Source organism: Pantoea sp. ICBG 828 (assembly GCF_002928355.1).
Taxonomy (GTDB): domain Bacteria; phylum Pseudomonadota; class Gammaproteobacteria; order Enterobacterales; family Enterobacteriaceae; genus Pantoea; species Pantoea dispersa.
Genome location: NZ_POWN01000003.1, coordinates 136,478 through 159,824 on the forward strand (window position 1 = coordinate 136,478; position 23,347 = coordinate 159,824).

Below are 23,347 nucleotides of genomic sequence, written 5' to 3' on the forward strand. Positions count from 1 at the left end.
GTGGCAAATGCGTTAAAAAAAGTGGATGTGGCGATCGTCGGTTTCGGCTGGGCCGGGGCGATCATGGCGAAAGAGCTGACCGAGGCCGGTCTGCATGTGGTGGCGCTGGAGCGCGGGCCGCATCGCGATACCTATCCGGATGGATCCTATCCACAGTCGATTGATGAACTGACTTATAACATCCGCAAAAAGCTGTTCCAGGATCTGTCAAAAAGCACCGTGACTATCCGTCACGATGCCTCACAAACCGCCGTACCGTATCGTCAGCTGGCGGCATTCCTGCCGGGCACCGGCACCGGCGGCGCCGGCCTGCACTGGTCGGGCGTGCACTTCCGCGTCGACCCGGTCGAGCTGAACCTGCGCAGTCACTACGAGCAGCGTTACGGCAAAAACTTTATCCCGGAAGGCATGACCATTCAGGATTTCGGCGTCAGCTATGACGAGCTGGAACCGTTCTTCGATCAGGCGGAAAAAGTGTTCGGTACCTCCGGCAGCGCCTGGTCAATAAAGGGCAAAGTGGTGGGCCAAGAGAAAGGCGGCAACCCGTATGCGCCGGATCGCTCCAGCGACTTCCCGCTGCCCGCGCAGAAGCGCACCTGGTCGGCACAGCTGTTTGCCCAGGCGGCGGAATCGGTGGGCTATCACCCTTACGATATGCCGTCGGCCAACACTTCCGGTCCTTACACCAATACCTACGGCGCGCAGATGGGGCCGTGCAACTTCTGCGGCTACTGCAGCGGCTACGCCTGCTACATGTACTCTAAAGCGTCGCCGAACGTTAACATTCTGCCCGCGCTGCGCCAGGAGCCGAAGTTTGAGCTGCGCAACAACGCGTATGTGCTGCGCGTCAATCTGACCGACGATAAAAAACGCGCGACCGGCGTCACCTATCTGGACGGTCAGGGACGTGAAGTGGAGCAGCCGGCGGATCTGGTGATCCTCTCCGCCTTCCAGTTCCACAACGTGCACCTGATGCTGCTGTCCGGCATCGGCAAGCCGTACAACCCTATCAGCAACGAAGGTGTGGTCGGCCGTAACTTTGCCTACCAGAACATCTCCACGCTGAAGGCGCTGTTTGATAAAAACACCACCACCAATCCGTTCATCGGTGCCGGTGGCGCCGGTGTGGCGGTGGATGATTACAACGCCGATAACTTTGACCATGGCCCGTACGGCTTTGTCGGCGGTTCACCGTTCTGGGTCAACCAGGCGGGCACTAAGCCGATTTCCGGCCTGCCGACGCCAACAGGCACGCCGAACTGGGGCAGCCAGTGGAAAGCGGCGGTGGCGGATACCTATAACCATCACGTGTCGATGGATGCGCACGGCGCGCACCAGTCGTATCGCGCTAACTACCTCGATCTCGATCCCAACTACAAAGATGCTTACGGCCAGCCGCTGCTGCGTATGACCTTTGACTGGCAGGACAACGACATCAAAATGGCGCAGTTCATGATCGGCAAGATGCGCAAAATCACCGAAGCGATGAATCCGAAGATGATCATTGGCGGCGCGAAAGGGCCGGGTGCCCATTTCGATACCACCGTGTACCAGACCACGCACATGAGCGGCGGCGCCATCATGGGCGAAGATCCTAAAACCAGCGCGGTGAACCGCTATCTGCAGAGCTGGGATGTGCCGAACGTGTTTGTCGCCGGCGCTTCTGCCTTCCCGCAGGGGCTGGGCTACAACCCGACCGGCATGGTGGCGGCGCTGAGCTACTGGTCCGCTAAAGCGATTCGTGAACAGTATCTGAAGAACCCCGGCCCGCTGGTACAGGCATAAGGAACATGGCGATGATCAAAAGTTTAACAGCCCTGTTGCTGGGCACCCTCTCGTTCGCCGCGCTGGCGGAGGACACCGCCGCCGATGCGCTGGTGCAGCGCGGTGAGTATCTGGCGCGCGCCGGTGACTGCGTCGCCTGCCACAGCACCGCAGGCGGTAAACCGTTTGCCGGCGGACTGGCGATGGCGACGCCGATTGGCACCATCTACTCCACCAATATCACGCCGGATAAGGCAACCGGCATTGGTGACTACAGCTATGACGACTTCCAGAAAGCGGTGCGTCATGGCGTGGCGAAGAATGGCGACACGCTCTATCCGGCGATGCCGTATCCGTCTTATGCGGTGGTCAGCGATGACGACATGAAGGCGCTGTATGCCTACTTCATGCACGGCGTGGCACCGGTGGCGCAAGCTAACAAAGAGAGCGACATTCCGTGGCCGCTGTCGATGCGCTGGCCGCTGGCGATCTGGCGCGGCCTGTTTGCGCCAGATGTGAAGGCGTTCCAGCCGGCCGCGCAGGAAGATCCGGCGCTGGCACGCGGTCGCTATCTGGTGGAAGGATTGGGCCACTGCGGTGCCTGCCACACGCCGCGCAGCATCACTATGCAGGAGAAAGCGCTGAATAACGGTCAGGGCAACGATTACCTTGCCGGCAGCAGCGCGCCGATTGACGGCTGGACCGCCAGCAACCTGCGCGGTGACAACCGCGATGGCCTGGGGCGCTGGAGCGAAGCGGATCTGCAGCAGTTCCTGCGCTATGGCCGTAACGATCACACCGCGGCGTTTGGTGGCATGACCGAGGTAGTGCAGCACAGCCTGCAGTATCTCAGCGATGCGGATATCAGCGCGATTGCCCGTTACCTGAAATCGCTCGGCGCGAAAGATCCGTCTCAGGCGGTGTTCCGTGAGGATGACGCAGTGGCCCGGGCGCTGTGGAAAGGTGACGACAGCCAGCCGGGTGCCGGCGTGTATGTCGACAGCTGTGCGGCGTGTCATAAAACCGACGGCAGCGGCTATCAACGCTTCTATCCGGCACTGCGCGGGAATCCGGTGGTGATGGCAGAGGATCCGACGTCGCTGATTCACATCGTACTGGTTGGCGGCACGCTGCCGGGCGTGCAAGGCGCACCGACCGCGATCACTATGCCGGCGTTTGGCTGGCGTCTGAACGACAGCCAGGTGGCTGATGTGGTGAACTTTATCCGCAGCAGCTGGGGCAACGGCGTGCAGACCAAAGTCACGGCGAAACAGGTGGCGAAACTGCGCCAGGATGACAGCGTGCAGCTAAAACAGGGCAGCGCGGATATCCGGGTGCTGGAAAAGCAGTAAGCCTGTCTTAAGCATTTCCTTCAGGTCATGGCGCGGTTCATGGCCTGAAGGGTGCGAAAAATCCCACTAAAATTCATTATCTTAGACTTTCCTTTCAGACGTTTCTTGTAAGAGATTTCTCCCCCACGTTTAAAAATCCCTGCCGCTTATTAAGCGTTACTTTAACGATATTAACTCTGGCGAAAAGGATGACCATATGTCTGTAGGCTATTACGACCCGACCAAACCGGGGCAGGAGAACTACGTCAATTCACCTTATCAGTACTGGAAAGGGGTGGTTGAAGATAAGAGCGTCAGCTATATCGAATTTGCCATTAACGGCCAGCTGTTTACTACGCAGGTAAACGCGGACGGCAGCTGGGAGTATCAGTTGCCGCTGCGGCTGGAAGAGGGGAGCCACAATCTCACCATCCGCTTTTTCGACCGGGCCGGCAACGCCGGGATTCCGTTCCAGACGCGGCTGGAAGTCGATCTCAGCCCGCCCGATATGCCGGCAATTATGCGCGTACTGGATGATTTCGGACCGGTGCAGGGCCCGGTTGGCAACAAAGGCTTCACCGATGATAAAACGCCAGCCATTTCCGGTTATGCCGAGCCGGACAGCATTGTCCGCCTGTACAGCAACGGCGTGCTGATTGGTAGCGTGCAGGCGGCGAAAAATGGTCAGTGGACCATCACGCCGGAACTGAGTAATGGTGAACAGCGCCTGTATGTCACCGCCACCGATAAATTCGGTCAGGTAAGTTTTGATTCCCCGGTCTATACGCTTTACGTCAATTCGCCGCGCATCGACAAGCCGCAGCTGCTGGAAGTGTTTGATAATGAAGGGGTGAACACCGGTGTGATCAAAGCCGGTAGCGAAAGCGACGATCGCAGCCCGCGCCTGAGCGGCAACGCGCCGCTGGACGCAGAAAACGTCATCATCTACGTCAACGGGGTACGCGTCGGCGTGGCACCGGTGATTGACGGGCAGTGGCGCTGGGAGAGCAACGTTGATCTGCTGGGCTACGGTGAAAACACCATTACTACCCGCGCGCAAAATAACCGTGGTGAGTTGAGCGATGCGAGCGAGCCGTTTACCTATACGGTGGTGCCCACCGCGCCGGTGAAGATTGAGTATGCGCTGGATAATTTTGGCCCGGCACAGGGCAAACTGGAAAACGGCGCGCTGACCGATGACTTTACCCCCACGCTCAAAGGCACGGCGGAAGCCAACAGTATCGTCTACGTGTATGCCACACGCGAAAACGGCAGCTGGTGGCTGAAAGGCAGCACCCAGGCGGATGCCTTTGGCCACTGGCAGGTGGAAATCGCCCGACTGGATGGCGGTGCCGGCCCGTATCACTTCCAGGCCAGTAACAGCCCGACGCGCGATCCCGCTGCGCCGCTGTTCGACCTGTATGTGTCAGATAACGGCACCCGCCTGAAGCCCACCATTGACGCGGCACACGATAATGTCGGGCCCGAGCAGGGCAAATTAATCAACGGCGCCACCACCGATGACATGGCACCGACGCTGCAGGGCAAAGCCGAAGCCAACAGCATGGTGTATATCCATGCGCGGCATATTGATGGCCACTGGGTGGTGTTAGGCAGTGTTAAGGCCGATGCCTGGGGCAACTGGATAACGGAAGTGCGCGCGCTGCGCGGGGGATACGGCACTTATGAGTTTCAGGCTGCCAAAACCCTCGATCGCGACACCAGCGCCGAGGTGTTCAGTCTCAACATGGTGCCGGAAAAACCCGGCATCGTTTCTGCCTGGGATAATTTTGGCGCGCAGACCGGCGTGCTGCATCAGGGCGATGTCACTGATGACCTGACGCCAACGCTGAAAGGCCATGCTGCAGCAAACAGCGTGGTTTATATCTATGCCCGCCACGTGAACGGGGTATGGGTGACGCTCGGCAGCGCCGTTGCGGATGCTCATGGTCACTGGCAAAGCGAAGTGCGCGCGTTACGCGGCGGCTTTGGCAAATATGAGTTCCAGGTCTCAGACAGCCCGGTGCGTGACGCCGCCGCCGATGTTTTCGACCTGACGATAATCTCCGGCAAGACAGAGATTATTTCTGCGTGGGATGACAGCGGACCAAAGCAGGGCCAGCTGAAAAGCGGTGATATCACCGATGATATGACGCCAACCCTGAAAGGCACGTCTGCACCCAATAAGGTGGTGTACATCTTCGGCTGCCATATTGAGGGCCACTGGGTATTAATGGACTCGGTCACAGCGGATGCTACGGGTAACTGGAGCTACCAGTCTTACGATCGCTCGCCATGGAAAGGACTGACGCAATTTCAGGTCAGTGATAGCGCCATTCGTGATGTGAATGCGCCAACCTTTCTGCTGGAGATCAATGTCGATCCGCCGAAGGTCGATCACAAGGGGTTATTGTGGAATTTCAACGACGGTACCCAGCAGGGCTGGATCGCCAGCGGTCTGTATCACAAAAATGACAACATCGGGATTAAGCGCTGGAGCGGAGGCAATTCCTCTTATGAGTTGGGTTCCATGACCAACGGTTCAAACACCAACGGGTTCAAAGGAGAAGTGGTTTATCGCTATATTCAGGTCGAAGCGGGTAAAACCTACCAGTTCGATTTTGATGGCTACCGTATTCCTGGCGGTAGCCTGAAACCAAAAATCGGTCTGGACGTTAATGGACAGAAAGTAATTCCTAATATGGGGCTGGATGCTGCCTGGAATCATTTCAGCGGACTGTATACCGCCAGCAAAACAGAGGTGGTTCGCGTGGCGGTAACCAATGAGGTTAATAACGGTAACGGCAACGATTTCGCTATCGATAACATCGGGGTTAAAGAAATCAGCCGGGTTCGTGGACAACCTGATCTGGTGAAAGACGCTAACGGCCATCCGCGCTATATCGACTTCAAAACCGGGGTCAGTTATACCATCGACGACAGTCTGAAGATGACGCTGATTAAAGGACCGAATATCGGCGGCGAGCAAAAAACGCTGAAGCATGGCGAAATCATTGTTGGCCGTGGCGGCCAGATGAAGCTGGATTTCGACGGCGTGGCGGAGAAAGTGGTGCTGAAATCGGATTATGTGCACAGCAAAGGCAATTACATCGATTTCTATGACACGCAAGGTAAATTGCTGCACAGCTATGAGCTGAAGGCGCATCCTGGCACCCTGCGCAGCGACATTGTCGAGTACCACGCCCCGGCCGGTAAGCTGATCGGATCAGCCGTGGTGCGCGTCAATCCGGCAGAAGTGGATTCGGTAAACAATCCGGGCGGCGTGCGCATCAGTGACGTTGAATGGGGCATGCATGATGATCATGTCGGTATCACCGCCTTTGATGTTCCTGCCGTCATCACCCTGGGCGATGAATTCGCCGTTTCCCTGAGCGATGTGCTGGCGCAGGGCAAGCAGGGCAGCACCATCGATATGACGGGTCACGGCAAAAACGTCCTGAGCGTAGCGGTTGACGATATCCTGCAGGTTGGAAGTCAGGATCTGTTCGTGAAAGACGGCAAAACCCAGTTGCTGATCAAAGGCGATGCGCAGGACGTAGTGAAACTGGATGACATCCTCGGCGACGGCGGTGACGTGGGCGATTGGGTGAAACAGCAGGGCAGCACCACGGTGGCTGGCGTGAAGTATCAGGTTTACAGCCACAGCGGCGTCGATGCCGACGTGCTGATCCAGGAAGGGGTGAAAACCGAACTGGTGTAAATCTGGCGGGGGGCGGAAACGCCCTCAGAGGTTTGCACCAGGACGTAGCGGCGCGATTTATCGCGCGATGAATCGTGCCGCTCCAAAGGGTGCGCATTGCCGGGCTGAACCGGCCGCCGCCCACCTTGCGCCCATCCGGTTTAAATGTTCTCCAGATCCAGCCCCCGCGTCTTCGGCCCGTAAATCCCGACCGACAGCATCACCATCAGCATACTCAGCACGATAAACACGATCACGCCCTGACTGCCGGCATACTGCAGAATCAGGCCAATCAGAATACTGCTGAAAGCGGTCGACAGCCGGCTGAACGAATAGCAGAAGCCAACGGCGCGCGCACGAATGTGCGTCGGGAAGATCTCGGTCTGATAGGCGTGATAGCTGAAGGTCAGCCAGGCGTTGCTGTAAGTGATCAGGAAACCGCACACCACCATCAGCAGCGGGTTGCTGGTCAGCGCGAACAGCGTGCCGAACACCACCGTCATCAGCGATGAAAAAACGATCTGCCATTTGTTTTCCAGCCGGTCGGCGTAGCGGCTGCAGATCAGCGAGCCGAGCGGATAGGCCAGCGTGATGAAAAAGGCGTACAGCAGGCTGTGGGTAACGGTGGCGCCCTTGCCGGACAGCAGCGCCGGCAGCCAGTTACCGAAGCCGAAGAAACCAATCGCCTGGAAGAAGTTCATCACCACCAGCATCAGCGTACGCTGGCGATAAGCCGGTGCCCAGATTTCGCTAAAGCGCCCTTTTTTCGGCAGCTGTGTCGCCGCATCACGCTGAGAGAAATCGTCTCCCGGCGCGATGCCGCAGCGTTTTTCCATCTCGCTCAGCACCCGGTGCGCGTCCTGATGCCGCCCCTGCTGCGCCAGCCAGCGCGCCGACTCCGGCAGGTTTTTCCGGATAAACCAGATCACCAGCGAGCACAGCGCACCGGCGATCACGACCCAGCGCCAGCCTTCGAGGCCGAGCAGGGTTTGCGGTACCAGCCACCATGACATCAGCGCTACCGTCGGCACCGACAGGAACTGAATGAAAAAAGAGAAGGCAAACGCGCGGCTGCGCAGATGGGCTGGCACCCACTCCGACAGATAGGTATCGATGGTCACCAGCTCGACGCCCAGACCGATACCGACCAGGAAGCGGCACAGAATAATCATCTCCGCGCTGTGCTGGAACGCCATCAGCAGTGAGAACGCACCGTACCACGCCAGCGCGCACATAAAGGTCAGGCGACGGCCGAAGCGGTCAGCATAGGGCGTCAGCAGGCTGGCACCGACAAACAGGCCGAGAAAGGTCGCCGAGGCGAACGCCGCCTGATCGGCGATACCAAACACGCCCGCGGTGCCGGTGTGGAACACGCCAGCGGCGACCAGCCCGGCGCTGATGTAGCCGGTTTCAAACAGATCGTACAGCTCGAAGAAGCCGCCGAGCGCCAGCAGCGTAATAAAGCGCCACAGCCCGGCGGAAGAGGGCAGGGCGTCGATGCGCCCGGCCAGCGTCTGGCGTTCGGTAGCGATGCGATCGGTCGCCACCCCTGTCGAATAGGTGGTTGTCATTATGATTGTTACCTCGGTGTTTGCAGGATCCGCCCGGTGGTGGTTTGTCAGAAATCATTAACCGTTAGCAAGCGAAGAAATAGCAGAATAATCAATTCGTCCGGGGTTGCCGAGAGGCGCAGCGGTGACATTTTGGCAACGTGCGTTGCAGTTCACAGAAAGCGGTACGCCGTCCATGGCGCCAGGTCAGGGCAGATGCGGATAAACGCCCGGACCGATGGGCAGGCCCAGCAGATACCACACCAGCAGCAGCGCGATCCACGTCACAAAGAACACCAGCGGATACGGGAAGATCAGCACGTAGTAGGTGCCGAGCTGCGCGTCTTTTTGGTAGCGCTGCAGGAAACCGAGGAACAGCGGCAGAAACGGCGACATCGGCGCCAGCGGCAGCACGGCGGAATCGGCGATGCGGAAAATCATCTGGGCAAACGCCGGGTGAAAGCCGAGCAGCATAAACATCGGCACAAACACCGGCGCGAGGATCGACCAGATCGCCGAGCCGCTGGCGATAAACATGCACAGAAACGCCGAGAGGAACATCAGGCCGAGAAAGGCCGGCGCACCGCTGATGCCGGCGCTCTCCAGCATATCGGTCAGGCCGATGGCCATAAACTTGCCCATGTTGCTCCAGTTGAAGAACGCCACGAACTGCGACAGCGGAAACACCATGACGATAAAACCGGCCATGCTCTTCATCGGATCCACCAGCAGTCGGGGGATGTCGTCAGCGCGGCGAATCTGCTGCGTCACCGCGCCATAGGCAATCGCCACCACAAAGAAGAACAGGATGATGATCGGCACGATGCCCTGAATAAACGGCGAAGGGATAATGCCGCCGGTTTTCGGGTTGCGCAGCGGCGCATGCTCCGGCACCACCAGCAGTGCCATCACGCCGATGAACACCAGTGCGGCGAGACCGGCCGCCTTCAGGCCGCGATTCTCCTGCGCCGTCAGCGGTGGCAGGCGATCGTGGTGGCCGCTGTTCCAGACGGGCAGGCGCGGCTCGACAAATTTATCGGTCAGCAGCGCGCCGGCCACGGTCAGCACGATGACCGAGCTGGCCATAAAGAACCAGTTATCGATCACGCTGACGTGGACCGTGTCGCTGACCGCTTTGGCGGCCTCTGTACTGATGCCGGAGAGCAGTACGTCGGTGGTGACGATCAGCAGATTCGCGGTAAAACCCGACGCGACGCCGGCAATCGCCGCCAGCAGACCCGCCACCGGATGACGCCCGACGGCAAGGAAGATCAGCGCGCCGAGCGGCGGCATCACCACCAGTGCCGCATCGGAAGAGATATGGCTGAAGAACGCGATAAACAGCACCATATAGCTGGCGTAGCGACGGCTGACGCGCGACGCCATTTTCACCATCAGCGACTGCAGTAGCCCGACTTTTTCCGCCAGCCCGGCCCCGATCACCAGCGCCAGAATGGAGCCCAGTGGGGTGAAACCGCTGAAGTTTTTGATGATGTTGGGCAGGATCCACTGAATGCCCGCCACGCTGAGCAGGTTATTGACCCGCACCAGTTCGCCATTGGCCGGATTTTTAACAGTCACATCGAGGCTGCTGAGAAGCGCGGTGGCGATCATCAGCACCACGATCAGGTAGACAAACAGTAAGAACGGGTTCGGCACTTTGTTGCCGACCCGCTCAATCCAGCTGAACAGCTTGCCGGGACTGCGATTTTCGGTCATCACTTCCATCGGTAGATCCTCGTCATATTGTATTTGCATGCCCGGAAGGGCTGTTATTTTTTATTTTTTTATTTACTGCTTCCGCATGTGTTGCGGAGTGACCTTTCACACCAGCCTGTAGCGGCGCAATTTATTGCGCGTCTTGTTAAACCCGCGCGATAAATCGCGCCGCTACGGGCCAGTGCGCTTCGCTTTATAATGTCGATGGCTGCATGCCGGCCGGAATCGGGCACACGTACGGCTGCTCGCGGCGCACGCGGTCGAACTCTTCACGACAGCGCGCCAGCGCGGCATCATCCTGCAGCAGCGTCAGCGCGGTGGCGGCCAGCACTTTGGCGGCGAGGCACATCCCTTTGTGGGCAATCGATGTGCGTCCCTGCGCCACCAGCTGCCAGGTGTGCAGCGGCGTGCCAAAGGCAAAGCAGGGCGCAAAACACTGCGCTGTCGGCGTCACCCAGCTGACATCGCCGACGTCGGTTGAGCCGTACAGAAACTCGCGCGTGACCGCATAGGGCGCTACCTCGTCCATCAGCACTTTATCGCCCAGCGCTTCAGCCCAGGCGATACCCGCTTCGCCGCCGGTGCGCGCCGCATTCAGTCGCGCGTTACGCAGATCGTCTTTACTCAGCGTGGCGCGGATCTGTGCCGCAAACGCCTGTTCCTGCGTGCTGTAGTCCGGCAGACCAAAATGCTGCAAATTGCGTTCCATTACCGCCTCAAGCGCGCGGTTCGGCACATAGTTGGAGCAGGCCTTATCAAAACGCACCGTCATTTGCGTGTCAGTCATCAGCGCCGCGCCTTTGGCGATGTTAATCACGCGCTGATAGATATCCTGCGCCTGGTCGAGCTGCGGCGCGCGAATCAGGTACAGCACTTCGGCATCGGCCTGCACCACGTTGGGCGATACGCCGCCGGTCTGGGTGACCGCATAGTGCAGGCGCGCCTCCTGCACGATGTGCTCGCGCAGGAAGTTAGCGCCGGTGTTCATCAGCGTCACCGCGTCCAGCGCGCTGCGCCCGAGATGCGGCGAGTTGGCGGCGTGTGCCGCCACGCCTTTGAAGTGAAATGCCGCCTGAATATTGGCGAGGGTGCTGAGGTTGAACATGCCGCTGAAGCCTTCCGGGTGCCAGGTCACGGCAGCATCGACATCATCAAACAGCCCGGCGCGTACCATAAAGGTTTTACCCGAGCCGCCCTCCTCGCCAGGGCAGCCGTAAAAGCGCAGCGTGCCGCGTCCGCCCTGTTCTGCCCACCAGGCTTTGATGGCGAAAGCGGCGGCCAGGCCGGCGGTACCGAGCAGGTTGTGGCCGCAGCCGTGACCGTTGCCGTTTTCCACCAGCGGGTCAGGCGTGGCGCAGCCCGCCTGCTGGCTCAGACCGGCCAACGCATCAAACTCGCCGAGGATGGCGATCACCGGCTGGCCGTGGCCGATTGAGGCGATAAACGCGGTGTCGAGACCGCCGACGCCGCGCTCGACCTCAAACCCCTCCTGCGCCAGCGCATCGGCCAGCAGCGCAGACGATTGCGTCTCTTCGAAACGGGTTTCCGGTACGTCCCAGATGGCATCGCTGAGGGCACTGAAGCGCGCCTGATGCTGGTCAATGTAGCGATCGATAAAGTCGTGTGCGCTCATCGGGCACCGCCGAACTGCGTCTGGTTAAGCGCCAGCGTAGCCAGCATCAGCACGGCGGTGGCCATCACCGCTTCATCAAAGTCAAACCGCGCATTGTGATGGCCCGCCGCCAGCTCGCAGCCGAAGATGACGTAAGACGCCTGGCCGCCGCGCTGCTGCACGCGCTCCATCATGTAGGTGGCATCTTCGGAACCGGCCGCCTGCTGTTTGCTGTCTATCACCGAGCTGAACAGACCCAGCGCTTCGGCCTGCTGATGGATAAAACTGACCCACGCCGGACTCGGCGTGCAGCTGCGTGCACCGCCCATCAGCGTAACCTCGTGCTCAACGTTGTACATCGCCGCAGCACCGGCAATCACGCGCAGCGCCTGCTGATAAATATCGTCGTTGACCTGATTACTCGCGCCGCGCGTTTCCACCTTCATCAGCGCAACATCCGGCACGACGTTGCGTCCGCTGCCGGCCTGTAAGACACCAACGTTAACGCGCGCCACGCCGCCGCTGTGCTGCGGCAGAGCGTGCAGTGCCAGCGTGGCCTGCGCCGCCGCCAGCAGTGCGTTGCGTCCCTCTTCCGGTTTGCCACCGGCATGCGCGCCGACCCCGGTAAAACGCACGTCCAGTTTGGTCGTGGCGAGAAAGCTGTCGCTGCCGCAGACGATCTCGCCCGGCGGCACGCCGGTGCCAAGGTGAATGGCGGTGAACAGATCGACATCATCAAGCACGCCCGCGGCCACCATGGCTTTGGCACCGCGTACGCCTTCTTCGGCCGGCTGAAAAATGAGTTTTATGCGACCGCTCAGCTGGTGCTTCATCGCCATCAGCACGCCCGCCAGCGCCAGACCTATGGTGGTGTGACCGTCGTGGCCGCAGGCGTGCATCATGCCGGGATTGCACGAGGCGAAGCCTTCGCGCGTCGGCAGGTGATCGGCGGCGGCGCTTTCCGTCTGGTCGAGCGCGTCCATATCAACACGAAAGCCCATCACCGGACCGGGACGTCCGGTGTCCAGCGTTGCCACCACGCCGCAGAAACCGCCGGAGAAGTGGGGCAGCCATTGTGGCAGCGCGCCCTGCTGCAGCGCCCGCGCTTCCTGCTGCGCCAGCACTTCAGCAGACGGCAGGCCCATGCGCGCATCGGCATCAATCACCTCACGGCCCAGCTGCAGCTGATAACCAAGACGATGCAGCTCTTCCGCCACCAGCGTGGCGGTGCGGAACTCCAGCCAGCCGGATTCAGCATACTGGTGCAGGTCGCGGCGCCATGTCTGCATCTGCGGTATCCGCGCGTTGACGAGGTCGGAAAGGGTGTTCATCGGCTGTTCCTTAGTGTTGGTTTTTTATGCATTCAACCGAATCTACACAATGGTATTAGGGCGCATAAGATGCGAATATCTTGTGACCGATAGACAATGGTTATCACCTGATCATGGCGGCCAATCTCAAACTTCATCAGCTGCGCGCCTTTGTTGACGTGGCGCGCCAGGGCAGTATTCGCGCCGCCAGCCGGCTGTCGGGCCTGTCACAGCCGGCGTTAACCAAAGCGATTCAGGAACTGGAGCTGGCGCTCGGCGCGCGCCTGTTCGAGCGTCGTCAGCAGGGCGTGATGCTGACCGATGTCGGTGAAACCTTTTTTCGTCATGCCTGTCTGGTGCTGGAGGAACTGCGCGTGGCGCAGGAGGATATCCAGCAGCGGCTCGGTCTGGCCGGTGGCAAGGTCAATATTGGGGTGGGCGGCAGCATTGCGCGTACCGTGATGCCGCAGGTGATAACCCAGTTTCATCGTGAGTATCCACTGGTGAAAGTGCGTATCGTTGAGGGTCAGCTGGTGTCGATGGTGCATGAACTGCGTCAGGGCGCGCTGGATTTCACCATCAATACCTACGACCGGCATCACTTCGATCAGGAGCTGATTTTCGAGCGGCTGATGCAGCGCGAGTATCAGGTGGTGATGCGTAAAGGGCATCCGATGGCGCATGCGCGCTCGCTGGCCGAGTTGCAACACTGCGACTGGACCATGCCGACACCGCAGGGCAGTTATTACCGACTGCTGCATGACCTGTTCGGTGAGCGCGGCATGGCACCCAAAATCGCGGTGACCTGCGAGACCTTTATGGCCTGTACCAGCCTGGTGGCGAAGAGTGATTTTGTCAGCATCATTGCGCGCGACGTGATTGAAGATCCTACGCACGGCGGGCAGCTGATCGCGCTGGATCTCGACGATCCGCTGCCGAAAGCCACCTTCTATCTGATTCAGCGTAAAGACACCGCGCTTACGCCGATGAGCGCTTACATGGCGCAGCTGTTCCGCCGCTACTGCCAGCCGTGACGGGCGAAAAACTGCATCGTCTACACTTTAGGTGTACGACACGCGTTAACGCACTCTCAACGGAGGTTACGATGCAGGTGAGTCCTTATTTATTTCTCTACGGCCGCTGTGAAGAAGCCATTGCCTTCTATCTGGAAGCCACCGGCGGTGAAATTCTGCAAAAAATGACGTTTGGCGATATGCCGGAGCAGGGCGAACAGGTGGGCGATCAGTCGGCGCCGCCGCTGCCGCCGGAAAAGATTATGCATGCGCATCTGCGCATTGGTCAGGGCGAGCTGATGCTGAGTGATGGCAATACCGCCCAGCCACCGGCGTCCGAACATGCCGGTTATGCGGTGAGCCTGGCCACGCCAGATGAAGCGGAGGGTAAAGCCTGGTTTGATAAGCTCTCTGCGGGCGGCAAAGTGACCACTGAATGGCAGAAAACCTTCTGGTCGAACGGCTTCGGGATGTTTATCGATAAGTTTGGCATTCCATGGCGCATCAACGTGGTGAAGCCACAGGCGTAACCGACTGGCGTGGCCGCGATGGTGAGCGGCCACGCCGGAAGCGGTTTAGAAGTTGTAACCCACCACCAGGTAGTAACCCCAGCCGGTTGATTTCACTTCAAACGGACCGTTGCCGAAGTTCAGCTCCTGGCCATCAGCCCACTGGCCGCCGTTGTGGAAGTAACGCGCCACGGTAGAGACATGCCAGTGATCGTAGTTCAGCGACAGAATGTGGCTGGAAGCAATCGAGTTGCTGGTGCGCGAGCGGTCAGACTTGTCACGCAGATCGGAGCCCCAGTCAAAGTTGGTGAAGCCGATATAGCTCAGCTTGCCGCCCCACAGGTCAGTGATCGGCACAAAGTATTTCACCTTGAAACGATAACCATCCCAGCTGTTTTCGTTCGCCGCGCCGTAGTTTTCCCACTGGTATTTCGCGTACACGTTCAGTGACAGGCCGATATCGCTATGGGTATCGATGTCAGTACCCAGACCCATGTACCAGGTGTTCTGACGGCTGTCGCTGTTGCGACCCATGTCGTAGATGTAGTTGTTAGCGAAGTACCACTCTTTGAACGGTCCGAACGCCAGGCTGGTGCCGGTCAGCTTATCGATAGAGAAGCGTGGCTCAATTTCCATGAACATCGGCGAACCGTGGTCAAAAATACCGTTGGCATTGCTGTTACCCACGCCAAAGAAGTTGGTCAGGTCAAGGTAGCCGTAGAAATCAAACCAGTCCTTTTTAGTAAAGGCTTCGTATTCGAGATACACATCATTGTTGAACTGGGGTCCGAAGCGGGTGTGATAACTGCCTACCACGTTCACGCTCTGATGCCACCAGTCAGAAAGGTACTGCGGATCGCTTTCCGCCGCCTGTGCGGCGCCGGTCCAGCTACTGGCCAGTAAGGCCCCTGCTATCAACGTTTTAAATTTCATTATTTTTTAACCACTTGCTCGTGATCGCCGCGCAAATGCTGCGATCGGGTGAAATCGATCCCAGGGGATGGGCAGTGTGCTGTTTTCGCCGGTCTGACGCGCCGGATTTTCAGGCCCGCGTAATGTGCCTGTAACAGAGCGATAGAAAATAGATTTTGATCACGTTTGTCAAAAAGTGTTGCATTTCGATTCAGTAAATATGTGAACTTGATCACATAAAGGCCGTGTGACGAACGGAACCCCGCAACCGTTTACGTTGTCGGGATACGCAGAGAACTGGCAGGAGAAGAAAATAGCCGGCGCGGATTATCGCGCCGGAGAGGAAAGACGTCAGGGAAGGGTTACGCGTACCTGCAGGCCACACACTTCACCCTGCGGGTTAAGGCAATTTGACAGCGCCACCTGCATCTGATGCTTCTGCGCCACGCTGCGCACGATCGATAATCCTAAGCCGCTGCCCTGCGCCTGGACATCCGGCGAGCGGGTAAAGCGATCGAAGGCGCGCTCGATAAACGACTCCGGCATGCCGGGGCCGTTATCGACAATATCCACTACCGTATGATGACCGACGCGATGCAGTAGGACATCCACCAGGCTGCCTTCCGGCGTGTGCAGCATGGCGTTGCCGATCAGGTTATCGAACAGGCTGCGCAGATCGGAGCGGCTGGCGTGCAGACGATAATGCGCGGTGCCGTTGAAGCCGATATCAATGCCGCGCTTGTCCGCCACCACCATCAGTTGCTCAATGCTCTCCTTCAGCAGGTCATCAAGCTCAATGGTCTCGACGCTGGCGACCACGGACTGATCCTCCTGGCGTGAGATATTCAGCAACTGCGTCACCAGATGGCGCGTGCGCGTGACGCCCGCTTCCAGCTGATCAAACTGGCGGCTGGCTTCGCCCGGCAGGATGTGCTGACGCAGGTTCTCCAGCTGTAACGTGACGGCGGTGACCGGCGTGCGCAGTTCATGCGCGGCATCCTCAAGGAACTGGCGCTGTGACGACCAGGCCGCGCGCAGCTTATCCAGTAGCGAGTTATAGGCATCGACCAGCGGCAGCACTTCGTCCGGCAGACCGTCCGGCGACACGCTGTGCGGATGCAGGGTTTCCTGCGCCGCAATCTGGCGCGACGCCACGCGCAGATCGCGCGTAATGGCCCGCACCACCAGCCAGATCACCAGCAGCGACAGCGGCATCATCAGGATCAGCGGAATGATGGCGGAGAGTACGCGTTTCACCATCAGGCTCTTCATGTAGCCGACGTTGTGCAGCACCTGAATATTGCCGATCTCGCTGCCCAGCTCGCCGGGACGGGTGTAAACGCGCCATTGGCAGTCATCGCCGCAGTCGCCAACTTTTAAATCTGACCAGCCTTTTTTGCTCTGCAGGGGCGCGTGCAGCGCTGGCCAGGAACTGGCGCGCAGGTGATTATTGGTGTCCCAGAGCTGAACGATATAGGTACTTTTCAGCTTCTCCTGCTGCATCACCATCGGCATCAGTGCCGGCATGCGCTGGCTGCTTGACCAGGCATCGGCAATTTTGGCGAGCTGGTCGTCCTTCATGGTGCCCATCATGTCGCCATAGCAGTGGTAGAAATACCAGGTGACACCGCCGATCATCGCCAGATGCAGCAGCACCAGCGTGGCCAGCAGTTTGTTGCGCAGCGACCGCATAAACGTAAAGGATCTCATATTGCCGGCACCCGCCAGCCCAGACCGCGCACGTTGCGAATCACTTCGTTATCGAGTTTGCGCCGCATGCCGTGAATCAGCACGTCCACGGCGTTGCTGGTGACCTCTTCGCCCCAGCCGTAGATGCGGTTTTCTAACTGCTCACGCGACAGGATCGCGCCCGGGCGTTCCAGCAGCGCATAGAGCAGGGCGTATTCACGCGCGGTTAGCTGCTCGCGCTGGCCTTTGTACAGCACTTCACGCGTCATCATATCGAGCTGCACGTCGCCGTTGCCCAGCAGGGAGTCCGCCGCACCGTGGCGGCGTCGGGTGATGGCTCGCATACGCGCCAGAACCTCTTGCAGATCAAAGGGTTTGAGTAAGTAGTCATCGGCGCCACTGTCCAGCCCCTGGATGCGCTGCTGCACGGTATCACGCGCGGTCAGCACCAGCACCGGCGTCATGTCACCGCGCGTGCGCGCACGGCGCAGCACATTGATGCCATCTTCACGCGGTAAACCGAGATCGAGCAGGACGCAGGTGTAACCGCCTTCCTGCCAGGCGTTGCTGGCAAATACGCCGTCACGCACCCAGTCCACCGACCAGCCGGCGGCCTCCAGCGCCTGCTGCAGGTTGGCGCCGATCATTTCATCATCTTCTACCAGCAGCACACGCATGATGCCCTCCTGAATAACTTGTCGCAGTGTAGCGCCCGATAATTAGCGCAGAATTAACCTGGCGCGCTGTTTCGTCGGGAAAGCCGTTTTTTTGCTTGCTAATTCTGCGCTAATTTTCTGCTAATTAAGGGATAAATTTAACGCGCTACAGTGACGTCACTGGACATTTTACCGACGCCGGAGGAAGTCATGAATCAGCGCGAATTTATCCGTAGTTTGCTGGAGTGGATTGAAAAAAACTTAGGGCACGATCTGCATCTGGATGAAGTAGCACGCCGCTCGGGGTATTCCCGCTGGCATCTGCAACGTCTGTTCCGTCAGCACACCGGTTTTTCACTGGCAGAATACATTCGCCAGCGCCGGCTGACTGAGTCAGCGCTCACGCTGATCAACAGTGATGAGGCGATTCTGCAGGTGGCGATGAGCTACGGCTTTGATACCCAGCAGGCTTACACCCGCACCTTTAAAAATTATTTCCGCGTCACGCCAGGCCAGCTGCGGCGTCAGCGTCGCGTCGAGCCGGACCGCCTGCTGTTTCCGTTAGCGGTGGCGGTGTGACATCCCTCGCCCGATTTCCCGTGGCCGCTGCGTAACGGGAAATCGGGTGCGCATTCGCGTTTTTGCTTTTAAGCTGCGGTTCTCACTCTTTCGAATCAGCCAGAGAACATGGACAACAGCGATAATCTCACCGCCATGATGCTGTTTGCACGCGTCGTTGAGCGGCAAAGCTTCAGCGAAGCGGCCCGTACGCTGGGGGTATCAAAATCGCACGTCAGCCGCGAAATTGCCCGGCTGGAGGTGCGGCTGGGTATCAAACTGCTGCAGCGCACCACGCGTAAAGTGGAGCTGACCGAGCTGGGCCAGGCTTACTATCCGTTCTGCACCCGCATGCTGGAAGAGATGCATCGCGCCGACGCGTTTGTGCAGCAGGTGCATCAGCAGCCTGCCGGCAATGTGCGGCTGCAGGCGCCGATCACCTTCGGCTGCCAGTGCGTGGTGCCGACGCTGAATACCTTTATCCGCCGTCATATTCACATCAATGTCGATCTCGAACTGACCACCAGCGACGATCCGCAGCCCAGTGCGGACGTGGCGATTGTGATCCGCGCGCGTGCGCCGGAAGTCGCAAACTACCGCGAACTGAGCAGTATTGACTGGGGACTGTATGCGTCGCCAGCGTATCTGGCTGCGCATCCGGCCATCGATCATCCCGAACGTCTGATGCGCCACGATCTGCTGCTGTTTCACGGCCCGGCACACACGGCGGCATTGCCGTTTCGCCGTGATAAGCAGCGCCTGGCGCTGGATGTGCACAGCCGCTTTCGCGCGAATAACAGCATGGCGCTGCTCAATGCGGCCCTGGCCGGAACCGGCGTGGCGTATCTGCCCGCCTATATGACGCAGGAGGCGCTGGCGCGCGGCGAGATTCAGCAGGTGCTGCCGGAATGGCAGATGGATCGCCTGCACAGTTACCTGCTGCTGAAAGAGCAGCCGCAGCCCTCGTCACCGATCACCTTGCTCTGCGACGCGCTGATCACTGCGCTGGGTGCGCCATGATTGTTGTTTTCTGGCAACAATAGCGCGCTGGCTGGCAAATATCCGCTTCTCCCTGTTTTCTGTGTGCTACCGCTGATAGCCTGCTAAAAAAGCCAAAAACAGGGATATCACTATGTCGCACTCTTCTATCGCGTTAGCGCCTGAGCAGCAACACTGGCGGCGCAATTTGTGGGTTTGCGTGCTGGGCTCGTTCAGCACTATCGTCGCCATGACCCTGCTGCTGCCCTTTCTGCCCCTCTACGTGCAGCAGCTGGGCGTGCAGGAACCGGCTGCGATTGCGCGCTGGTCAGGCGCCGCCTACGGTGCCACTTTTCTCAGCGCGGCGCTGACGGCACCGCTGTGGGGCAAACTGGCGGATCGCTATGGCCGTAAGCTGATGCTGATCCGCGCCAGCCTCGGAATGGCCGTCGCCATGTCGCTGATTGGTATGGCCACCGCGCCGTGGCAGCTGGTGGCGCTGCGCCTGCTGGCCGGCCTCCTCGGTGGCTATGCGTCGGGTTCCACCATACTGGTGGCGGCACAAACGCCGAAAGCGCAGACCGGCTGGGCGCTGGGCGTACTGTCCTCCGGCATCATGGCCGGTAATGTGGTCGGCCCGCTGCTGGGCGGCGTGCTGCCGCCGCTGATCGGTATCCGCCACACTTTCTGGCTCACCGGTGCGGTGATTTTTCTCGCGTTTCTCGCCACCACTTTTCTGCTGAAAGAAGCGCCACGTGCGGCGAAGAAAGCCGCAGCCGGGGAGGGGGATGAGCCGGAGGCGTCGATCAACCGGCCAGTGGTACGGCTGATGTGGCTGTCGGGCATGCTGCTGATTTTTGCCAATATGTCGATTGAGCCGATTATCACGCTGTATATCGCGCAGTTTGTGCACGGCGATCACGCGGTGACGGTGACGGCCGGGCTGGTGATGGCGGCCGCCGCGCTGGGCAGCATTCTCTCCGCGCCGCGCCTTGGCCGGCTGGCCGACCGCATCGGACATGCGCGCGTGCTGATTTATGGCCTGCTGGTCTGCGCGCTGCTGCTGATTCCGCAGGCGTTTATTAGCGCGGCGTGGCAGCTGGTGCTGCTGCGTTTCCTGATGGGGATGGCGCTGGGCGGCCTGATGCCCTGCGTGACGGCGTTGATTCGTCATAATGTGCCGCAGCGGCAGGTCGGGAAAATGCTGGGCTATGCGACCTCGGCTCAGTATGTCGGCCAGGTGAGCGGCCCGCTGTTCGGTGGCTTTATCGGCGGCGCGTTTGGTATGCGCCCGGTGTTTCTCGCCACCTGCGTGATTATGGCGCTGTGCGCGCTATTGAATGCGCGGGTGCTGCGTAAAGCTTAACCGCAGGATCATGCCTGACCGGCGTGAAAAAAAAGCGGGCATTGCCCGCTTTTTTACTTCAGTGCGAAAAATTACTTCGCATCTGGCAGCGCATAGGCAATTACGTAATCGCCCAGCTTGGTACCAAACGAACCGTGACCACCGGCCGCGATGACAACGTACTGCTTGCCATTCACTTCATAGGTCATCGGCGTAGCCTGGCCACCCGCTGGCAGACGCGCCTGCCACAGCATCTCACCGGTGTTGGTATCGAACGCGCGCAGGTAGTTATCTGCGGTCGCGCCGATGAAGAACACGTTACCGGCGGTGGTGATTGGGCCACCCAGCATTGGCATACCCATTTTGAACGGCAGCGGAACCGGTGCGCTATCGCGAACGGTACCAATACGTTTCTTCCACACGGTTTCGTTGGTCTTCAGGTCGATCGCTGAAACGTAACCCCAGGCCGGCTGTTTACACGGCAGACCAAACGGCGACAGGAACGGGTTCAGCTCGACGCCAAACGGCACACCGTACTGCGGCTGAATGCCGGTTTCGGTACCGGAACCGCCTTCTGCGCCCTGCGGTGGTTCAATCGGGTTGCCCGGACCGCGCGGAATCAGCTTAGACACAAACGGCAGCGCCATTGGGTTAGCAATCGCGATCTGACGATGGGGATCAACCGCGATGCCGCCCCACTCGAACATACCGAGGTTGCCCGGGAACACCAGCGTACCCTGCTCAGACGGCGGCGTGAACGGACCTTCGTAGCGCAGACGCTTGAAGATCACGCGGCACACCAGCTGGTCATACATCGTCGCGCCCCACATGTCCTTGTCCGTCAGGTTCTGCTTCGGACGGAAGGTCAGTTCGGAGTACGGCTGGGTCGGTGCCACGTGGTCACCTTTCGCCGCGCCCTGCGGTACCGGCGTCTCCGGTGCAGGCACGACCGGCTTACCGGTACGACGATCCAGCACAAAGATGTTACCGGTTTTCGCCGGGGCATAAATCACCGGTACGGTGTTGCCATCTTTGTCCGTGATATCGGCCAGCGTCGGCTGTGACGGCAGGTCCATATCCCACAGATCGTGGTGCACGGTCTGATACGACCACACCAGCTTACCGGTGGTGGCGTTCAGCGCCAGAACGCTGCTCGCGTAGCGCTCCTGCTCTGGTGTGCGGTTACCGCCCCAGATATCCGGGGTGGAAACGCCCATTGGCAGGTAAACGGTATCCAGTTTTGGATCATATACCGCCGGCGCCCACGAGTTCGGCGAGTTCATGGTGAAGGTGTGTTCATCAGCCGGAATCGCGTTAGGATCTTTCGCGCCCGGGTCGAACACCCACAGCAGTTTACCGGTGTTGACGTCGAAGCCACGGATGGCACCAGACGGCTCACGGGTGGAGTAGTTATCGGTGACCGCACCAGCAATGACGATGGTGGTGTCAGTGATAACCGGCGGTGACGTAGGCTCATACTGGCCTGGCGTCTGTACCGGCTGCTTGTGCTGCAGATCCAGCTCACCGTTGTTGCCAAAGGATGGGCAACGGGCACCGGTATCGGCATCCAGCGCGAACAGACGACCGTCGTTCACTGGCAGATAGATGCGGCGTGAGCACAGCGCAGGCTGGCTGTTGGCGGTATCGGCAGCGGCAGGCACTTCATGGTATGAAACACCGCGGCAGGTCACGTGCTGGAAGGTAGGATTCGGCTTCAGGCCCGGATCGAATTTCCACTTCTGCTTACCGGTCGTCGCATCCAGCGCAAACAGAATCTGGTGTGGCGAGCAAAGATACAGCGTGTCGCGGATTTTAATCGGCGTCACTTCGTCAGTGATTTCACCCGGATCGTTGGCGGTTTTGAGATCGCCGGTCTGGAACTGCCAGGCAACCTGCAACTCTTTCACGTTGCTGGTGTTGATCTGCTTCAGCGGCGAGAAGCGAGTGCCCTGCTGGTCACGCGCGTAGGCTGGCCAGTCAGCATCGTTGATGTTACTCAGCGGCTGGGCCTGCGGAACGTTAGCGGCTTCCGGCAGATTGCCATTCAGCTCCTGCGGATCGTGGAATACTGCCCACGCCAGCACCAGTACGCTGGCTACCAGCGCAACGGCCATCGCACCCAGCGCACCTTTACCCGCATGATTCAGGCCGCGATACACAAACGGCAGAATCAGCCAGATACCGAAGATCACCAGCACGTCGGTACGTGGTGCCAGCGCCCAGAAGTCGAAGCCGACTTCCCATACGCCCCACACCAGCGTTGCCAGCAACAACAGGGCATACAGCAGCAGTGCGGAACCGCTACGGCGCCACAGCAGAACAGCGGTGATCAGCATAATCACACCGCCAATAACGTAGTACCAGGAACCTCCAATGGCGGCTAACCAAACGCCGCCAATCAGCATAAATGCGCCCGTCAGCAGTGCAAACAGCACCGTCAGGAAGCGAATTACGCCAAAAGATGAGGAAGCTTTCCCCATAATATTGACCTCTTTCTTTGCCATAAAATCAAAGGAAACAACCGATTAGGCTGTATCCCGACATAGAGTACGAAGTGACTTAAGGTGTTCTGTCAGTGCTTTTCCGTTAAGCAGGATGATCCCTTTGCGTTAAATTTTATCTTAAAAACGTTAACAGGTTTGATTTTTTTAGCGCTTTGCTCTTTTTATCAGGCAGTGACACGACATTTTATGAGGATATT

Annotated in this window: 16 protein-coding genes; 8 read left to right on the forward strand and 8 right to left on the reverse strand. The window is 59.2% G+C overall.

Features of this window, described 5'->3' with window-relative positions:
* From C1Y43_RS08320 to C1Y43_RS08330, 3 genes are all read left to right on the forward strand, one after another.
* Window positions 1–1,785: a GMC family oxidoreductase gene (locus C1Y43_RS08320; RefSeq protein ID WP_104187867.1), complete on the forward strand. Its 1,785-nt coding sequence runs from the start codon at window positions 1–3 to the stop codon at window positions 1,783–1,785.
* 11 nt (window positions 1,786–1,796) lie between these two features.
* Window positions 1,797–3,116, forward strand: coding sequence for a cytochrome c (locus tag C1Y43_RS08325; RefSeq protein WP_104187868.1), 1,320 nt, complete (start codon window positions 1,797–1,799; stop codon window positions 3,114–3,116).
* 196 nt (window positions 3,117–3,312) lie between these two features.
* On the forward strand, window positions 3,313–6,816 hold the full coding sequence (locus C1Y43_RS08330; protein ID WP_058770038.1) for an Ig-like domain-containing protein: 3,504 nt from the start codon (window positions 3,313–3,315) through the stop codon (window positions 6,814–6,816).
* 140 nt (window positions 6,817–6,956) lie between these two features.
* Here C1Y43_RS08330 and C1Y43_RS08335 read toward each other — a convergent pair whose 3' ends face one another.
* From C1Y43_RS08335 to C1Y43_RS08350, 4 genes are all read right to left on the reverse strand, one after another.
* Entirely contained in the window at window positions 6,957–8,366 is a 1,410-nt protein-coding gene (locus tag C1Y43_RS08335) for an MFS transporter (protein WP_104187870.1), read from the reverse strand.
* Window positions 8,367–8,552: 186 nt separating this feature from the next.
* Window positions 8,553–10,073, reverse strand: coding sequence for a p-aminobenzoyl-glutamate transporter (gene abgT, locus C1Y43_RS08340; protein WP_021507803.1), 1,521 nt, complete (start codon window positions 10,071–10,073; stop codon window positions 8,553–8,555).
* Window positions 10,074–10,257: 184 nt separating this feature from the next.
* Window positions 10,258–11,697, reverse strand: a complete 1,440-nt coding sequence (locus C1Y43_RS08345; protein ID WP_104187872.1) for a M20 family metallopeptidase — start codon at window positions 11,695–11,697, stop codon at window positions 10,258–10,260.
* The gene (locus tag C1Y43_RS08350; RefSeq protein ID WP_104187873.1) at window positions 11,694–13,007 is read right to left on the reverse strand and encodes an amidohydrolase; all 1,314 of its coding nucleotides are present in this window, start codon (window positions 13,005–13,007) and stop codon (window positions 11,694–11,696) included. Before C1Y43_RS08350 ends, C1Y43_RS08345 begins: the two co-directional genes overlap by 4 nt.
* A 113-nt stretch (window positions 13,008–13,120) precedes the next feature.
* Here C1Y43_RS08350 and C1Y43_RS08355 point away from each other — a divergent pair, with 113 nt between their 5' ends.
* Both C1Y43_RS08355 and yjdN read left to right on the forward strand, forming a co-directional pair.
* Window positions 13,121–14,020, forward strand: coding sequence for a LysR family transcriptional regulator (locus C1Y43_RS08355; RefSeq protein ID WP_021507800.1), 900 nt, complete (start codon window positions 13,121–13,123; stop codon window positions 14,018–14,020).
* A gap of 71 nt (window positions 14,021–14,091) precedes the next feature.
* Entirely contained in the window at window positions 14,092–14,529 is a 438-nt protein-coding gene (gene yjdN / locus C1Y43_RS08360) for a VOC family metalloprotein YjdN (protein WP_058770044.1), read from the forward strand.
* A 45-nt stretch (window positions 14,530–14,574) separates the two neighbouring features.
* Here the strand turns inward: yjdN and C1Y43_RS08365 are convergent, their stop codons facing one another.
* From C1Y43_RS08365 to C1Y43_RS08375, 3 genes are all read right to left on the reverse strand, one after another.
* Complete coding sequence (locus tag C1Y43_RS08365; RefSeq protein ID WP_021507798.1) at window positions 14,575–15,441, reverse strand: nucleoside-specific channel-forming protein Tsx; 867 nt, start codon at window positions 15,439–15,441, stop codon at window positions 14,575–14,577.
* Between the two features lie 330 nt (window positions 15,442–15,771).
* A complete protein-coding gene (locus C1Y43_RS08370) occupies window positions 15,772–17,130 on the reverse strand; it encodes a HAMP domain-containing sensor histidine kinase (RefSeq protein ID WP_058759279.1) in 1,359 nt (452 codons plus the stop codon).
* Window positions 17,127–17,786, reverse strand: a complete 660-nt coding sequence (locus C1Y43_RS08375; RefSeq protein ID WP_021507795.1) for a response regulator — start codon at window positions 17,784–17,786, stop codon at window positions 17,127–17,129. Before C1Y43_RS08375 ends, C1Y43_RS08370 begins: the two co-directional genes overlap by 4 nt.
* A 189-nt stretch (window positions 17,787–17,975) precedes the next feature.
* On the opposite strand from C1Y43_RS08375, the gene C1Y43_RS08380 reads away from it, so the two are divergent.
* The 3 genes from C1Y43_RS08380 to C1Y43_RS08390 all read left to right on the forward strand — a co-directional run bounded on the left by C1Y43_RS08380 (window position 17,976) and on the right by C1Y43_RS08390 (window position 20,667).
* Window positions 17,976–18,344 carry a helix-turn-helix domain-containing protein gene (locus tag C1Y43_RS08380; RefSeq protein WP_021507794.1) on the forward strand — a complete coding sequence of 123 codons (369 nt, stop codon included), beginning with the start codon at window positions 17,976–17,978 and terminating at the stop codon, window positions 18,342–18,344.
* A 108-nt stretch (window positions 18,345–18,452) separates the two neighbouring features.
* Entirely contained in the window at window positions 18,453–19,343 is an 891-nt protein-coding gene (locus tag C1Y43_RS08385; protein WP_104187875.1) for a LysR family transcriptional regulator, read from the forward strand.
* Window positions 19,344–19,455: 112 nt separating this feature from the next.
* The gene (locus C1Y43_RS08390) at window positions 19,456–20,667 is read left to right on the forward strand and encodes an MFS transporter (protein ID WP_104187877.1); all 1,212 of its coding nucleotides are present in this window, start codon (window positions 19,456–19,458) and stop codon (window positions 20,665–20,667) included.
* Window positions 20,668–20,738: 71 nt separating this feature from the next.
* On the opposite strand, the gene C1Y43_RS08395 is transcribed toward C1Y43_RS08390, so the two are convergent.
* On the reverse strand, window positions 20,739–23,126 hold the full coding sequence (locus C1Y43_RS08395; RefSeq protein WP_104187879.1) for a glucose/quinate/shikimate family membrane-bound PQQ-dependent dehydrogenase: 2,388 nt from the start codon (window positions 23,124–23,126) through the stop codon (window positions 20,739–20,741).
* Window positions 23,127–23,347: the final 221 nt, after the last annotated feature.

What these genes read in the sequence shown, in the direction of transcription:
- C1Y43_RS08325 (WP_104187868.1), top strand. Translation starts at nt 1,797, where the DNA reads ATGATCAAAAGTTTAACAGCCCTGTTGCTGGGCACCCTCTCGTTCGCC.
- C1Y43_RS08330 (WP_058770038.1), top strand. Translation starts at nt 3,313, where the DNA reads ATGTCTGTAGGCTATTACGACCCGACCAAACCGGGGCAGGAGAACTAC.
- C1Y43_RS08335 (WP_104187870.1), bottom strand. Translation starts at nt 8,366, where the DNA reads ATGACAACCACCTATTCGACAGGGGTGGCGACCGATCGCATCGCTACC.
- abgT (WP_021507803.1), bottom strand. Translation starts at nt 10,073, where the DNA reads ATGGAAGTGATGACCGAAAATCGCAGTCCCGGCAAGCTGTTCAGCTGG.
- C1Y43_RS08345 (WP_104187872.1), bottom strand. Translation starts at nt 11,697, where the DNA reads ATGAGCGCACACGACTTTATCGATCGCTACATTGACCAGCATCAGGCG.
- C1Y43_RS08350 (WP_104187873.1), bottom strand. Translation starts at nt 13,007, where the DNA reads ATGAACACCCTTTCCGACCTCGTCAACGCGCGGATACCGCAGATGCAG.
- C1Y43_RS08355 (WP_021507800.1), top strand. Translation starts at nt 13,121, where the DNA reads ATGGCGGCCAATCTCAAACTTCATCAGCTGCGCGCCTTTGTTGACGTG.
- yjdN (WP_058770044.1), top strand. Translation starts at nt 14,092, where the DNA reads ATGCAGGTGAGTCCTTATTTATTTCTCTACGGCCGCTGTGAAGAAGCC.
- C1Y43_RS08365 (WP_021507798.1), bottom strand. Translation starts at nt 15,441, where the DNA reads ATGAAATTTAAAACGTTGATAGCAGGGGCCTTACTGGCCAGTAGCTGG.
- C1Y43_RS08370 (WP_058759279.1), bottom strand. Translation starts at nt 17,130, where the DNA reads ATGAGATCCTTTACGTTTATGCGGTCGCTGCGCAACAAACTGCTGGCC.
- C1Y43_RS08375 (WP_021507795.1), bottom strand. Translation starts at nt 17,786, where the DNA reads ATGCGTGTGCTGCTGGTAGAAGATGATGAAATGATCGGCGCCAACCTG.
- C1Y43_RS08380 (WP_021507794.1), top strand. Translation starts at nt 17,976, where the DNA reads ATGAATCAGCGCGAATTTATCCGTAGTTTGCTGGAGTGGATTGAAAAA.
- C1Y43_RS08385 (WP_104187875.1), top strand. Translation starts at nt 18,453, where the DNA reads ATGGACAACAGCGATAATCTCACCGCCATGATGCTGTTTGCACGCGTC.
- C1Y43_RS08390 (WP_104187877.1), top strand. Translation starts at nt 19,456, where the DNA reads ATGTCGCACTCTTCTATCGCGTTAGCGCCTGAGCAGCAACACTGGCGG.
- C1Y43_RS08395 (WP_104187879.1), bottom strand. Translation starts at nt 23,126, where the DNA reads ATGGGGAAAGCTTCCTCATCTTTTGGCGTAATTCGCTTCCTGACGGTG.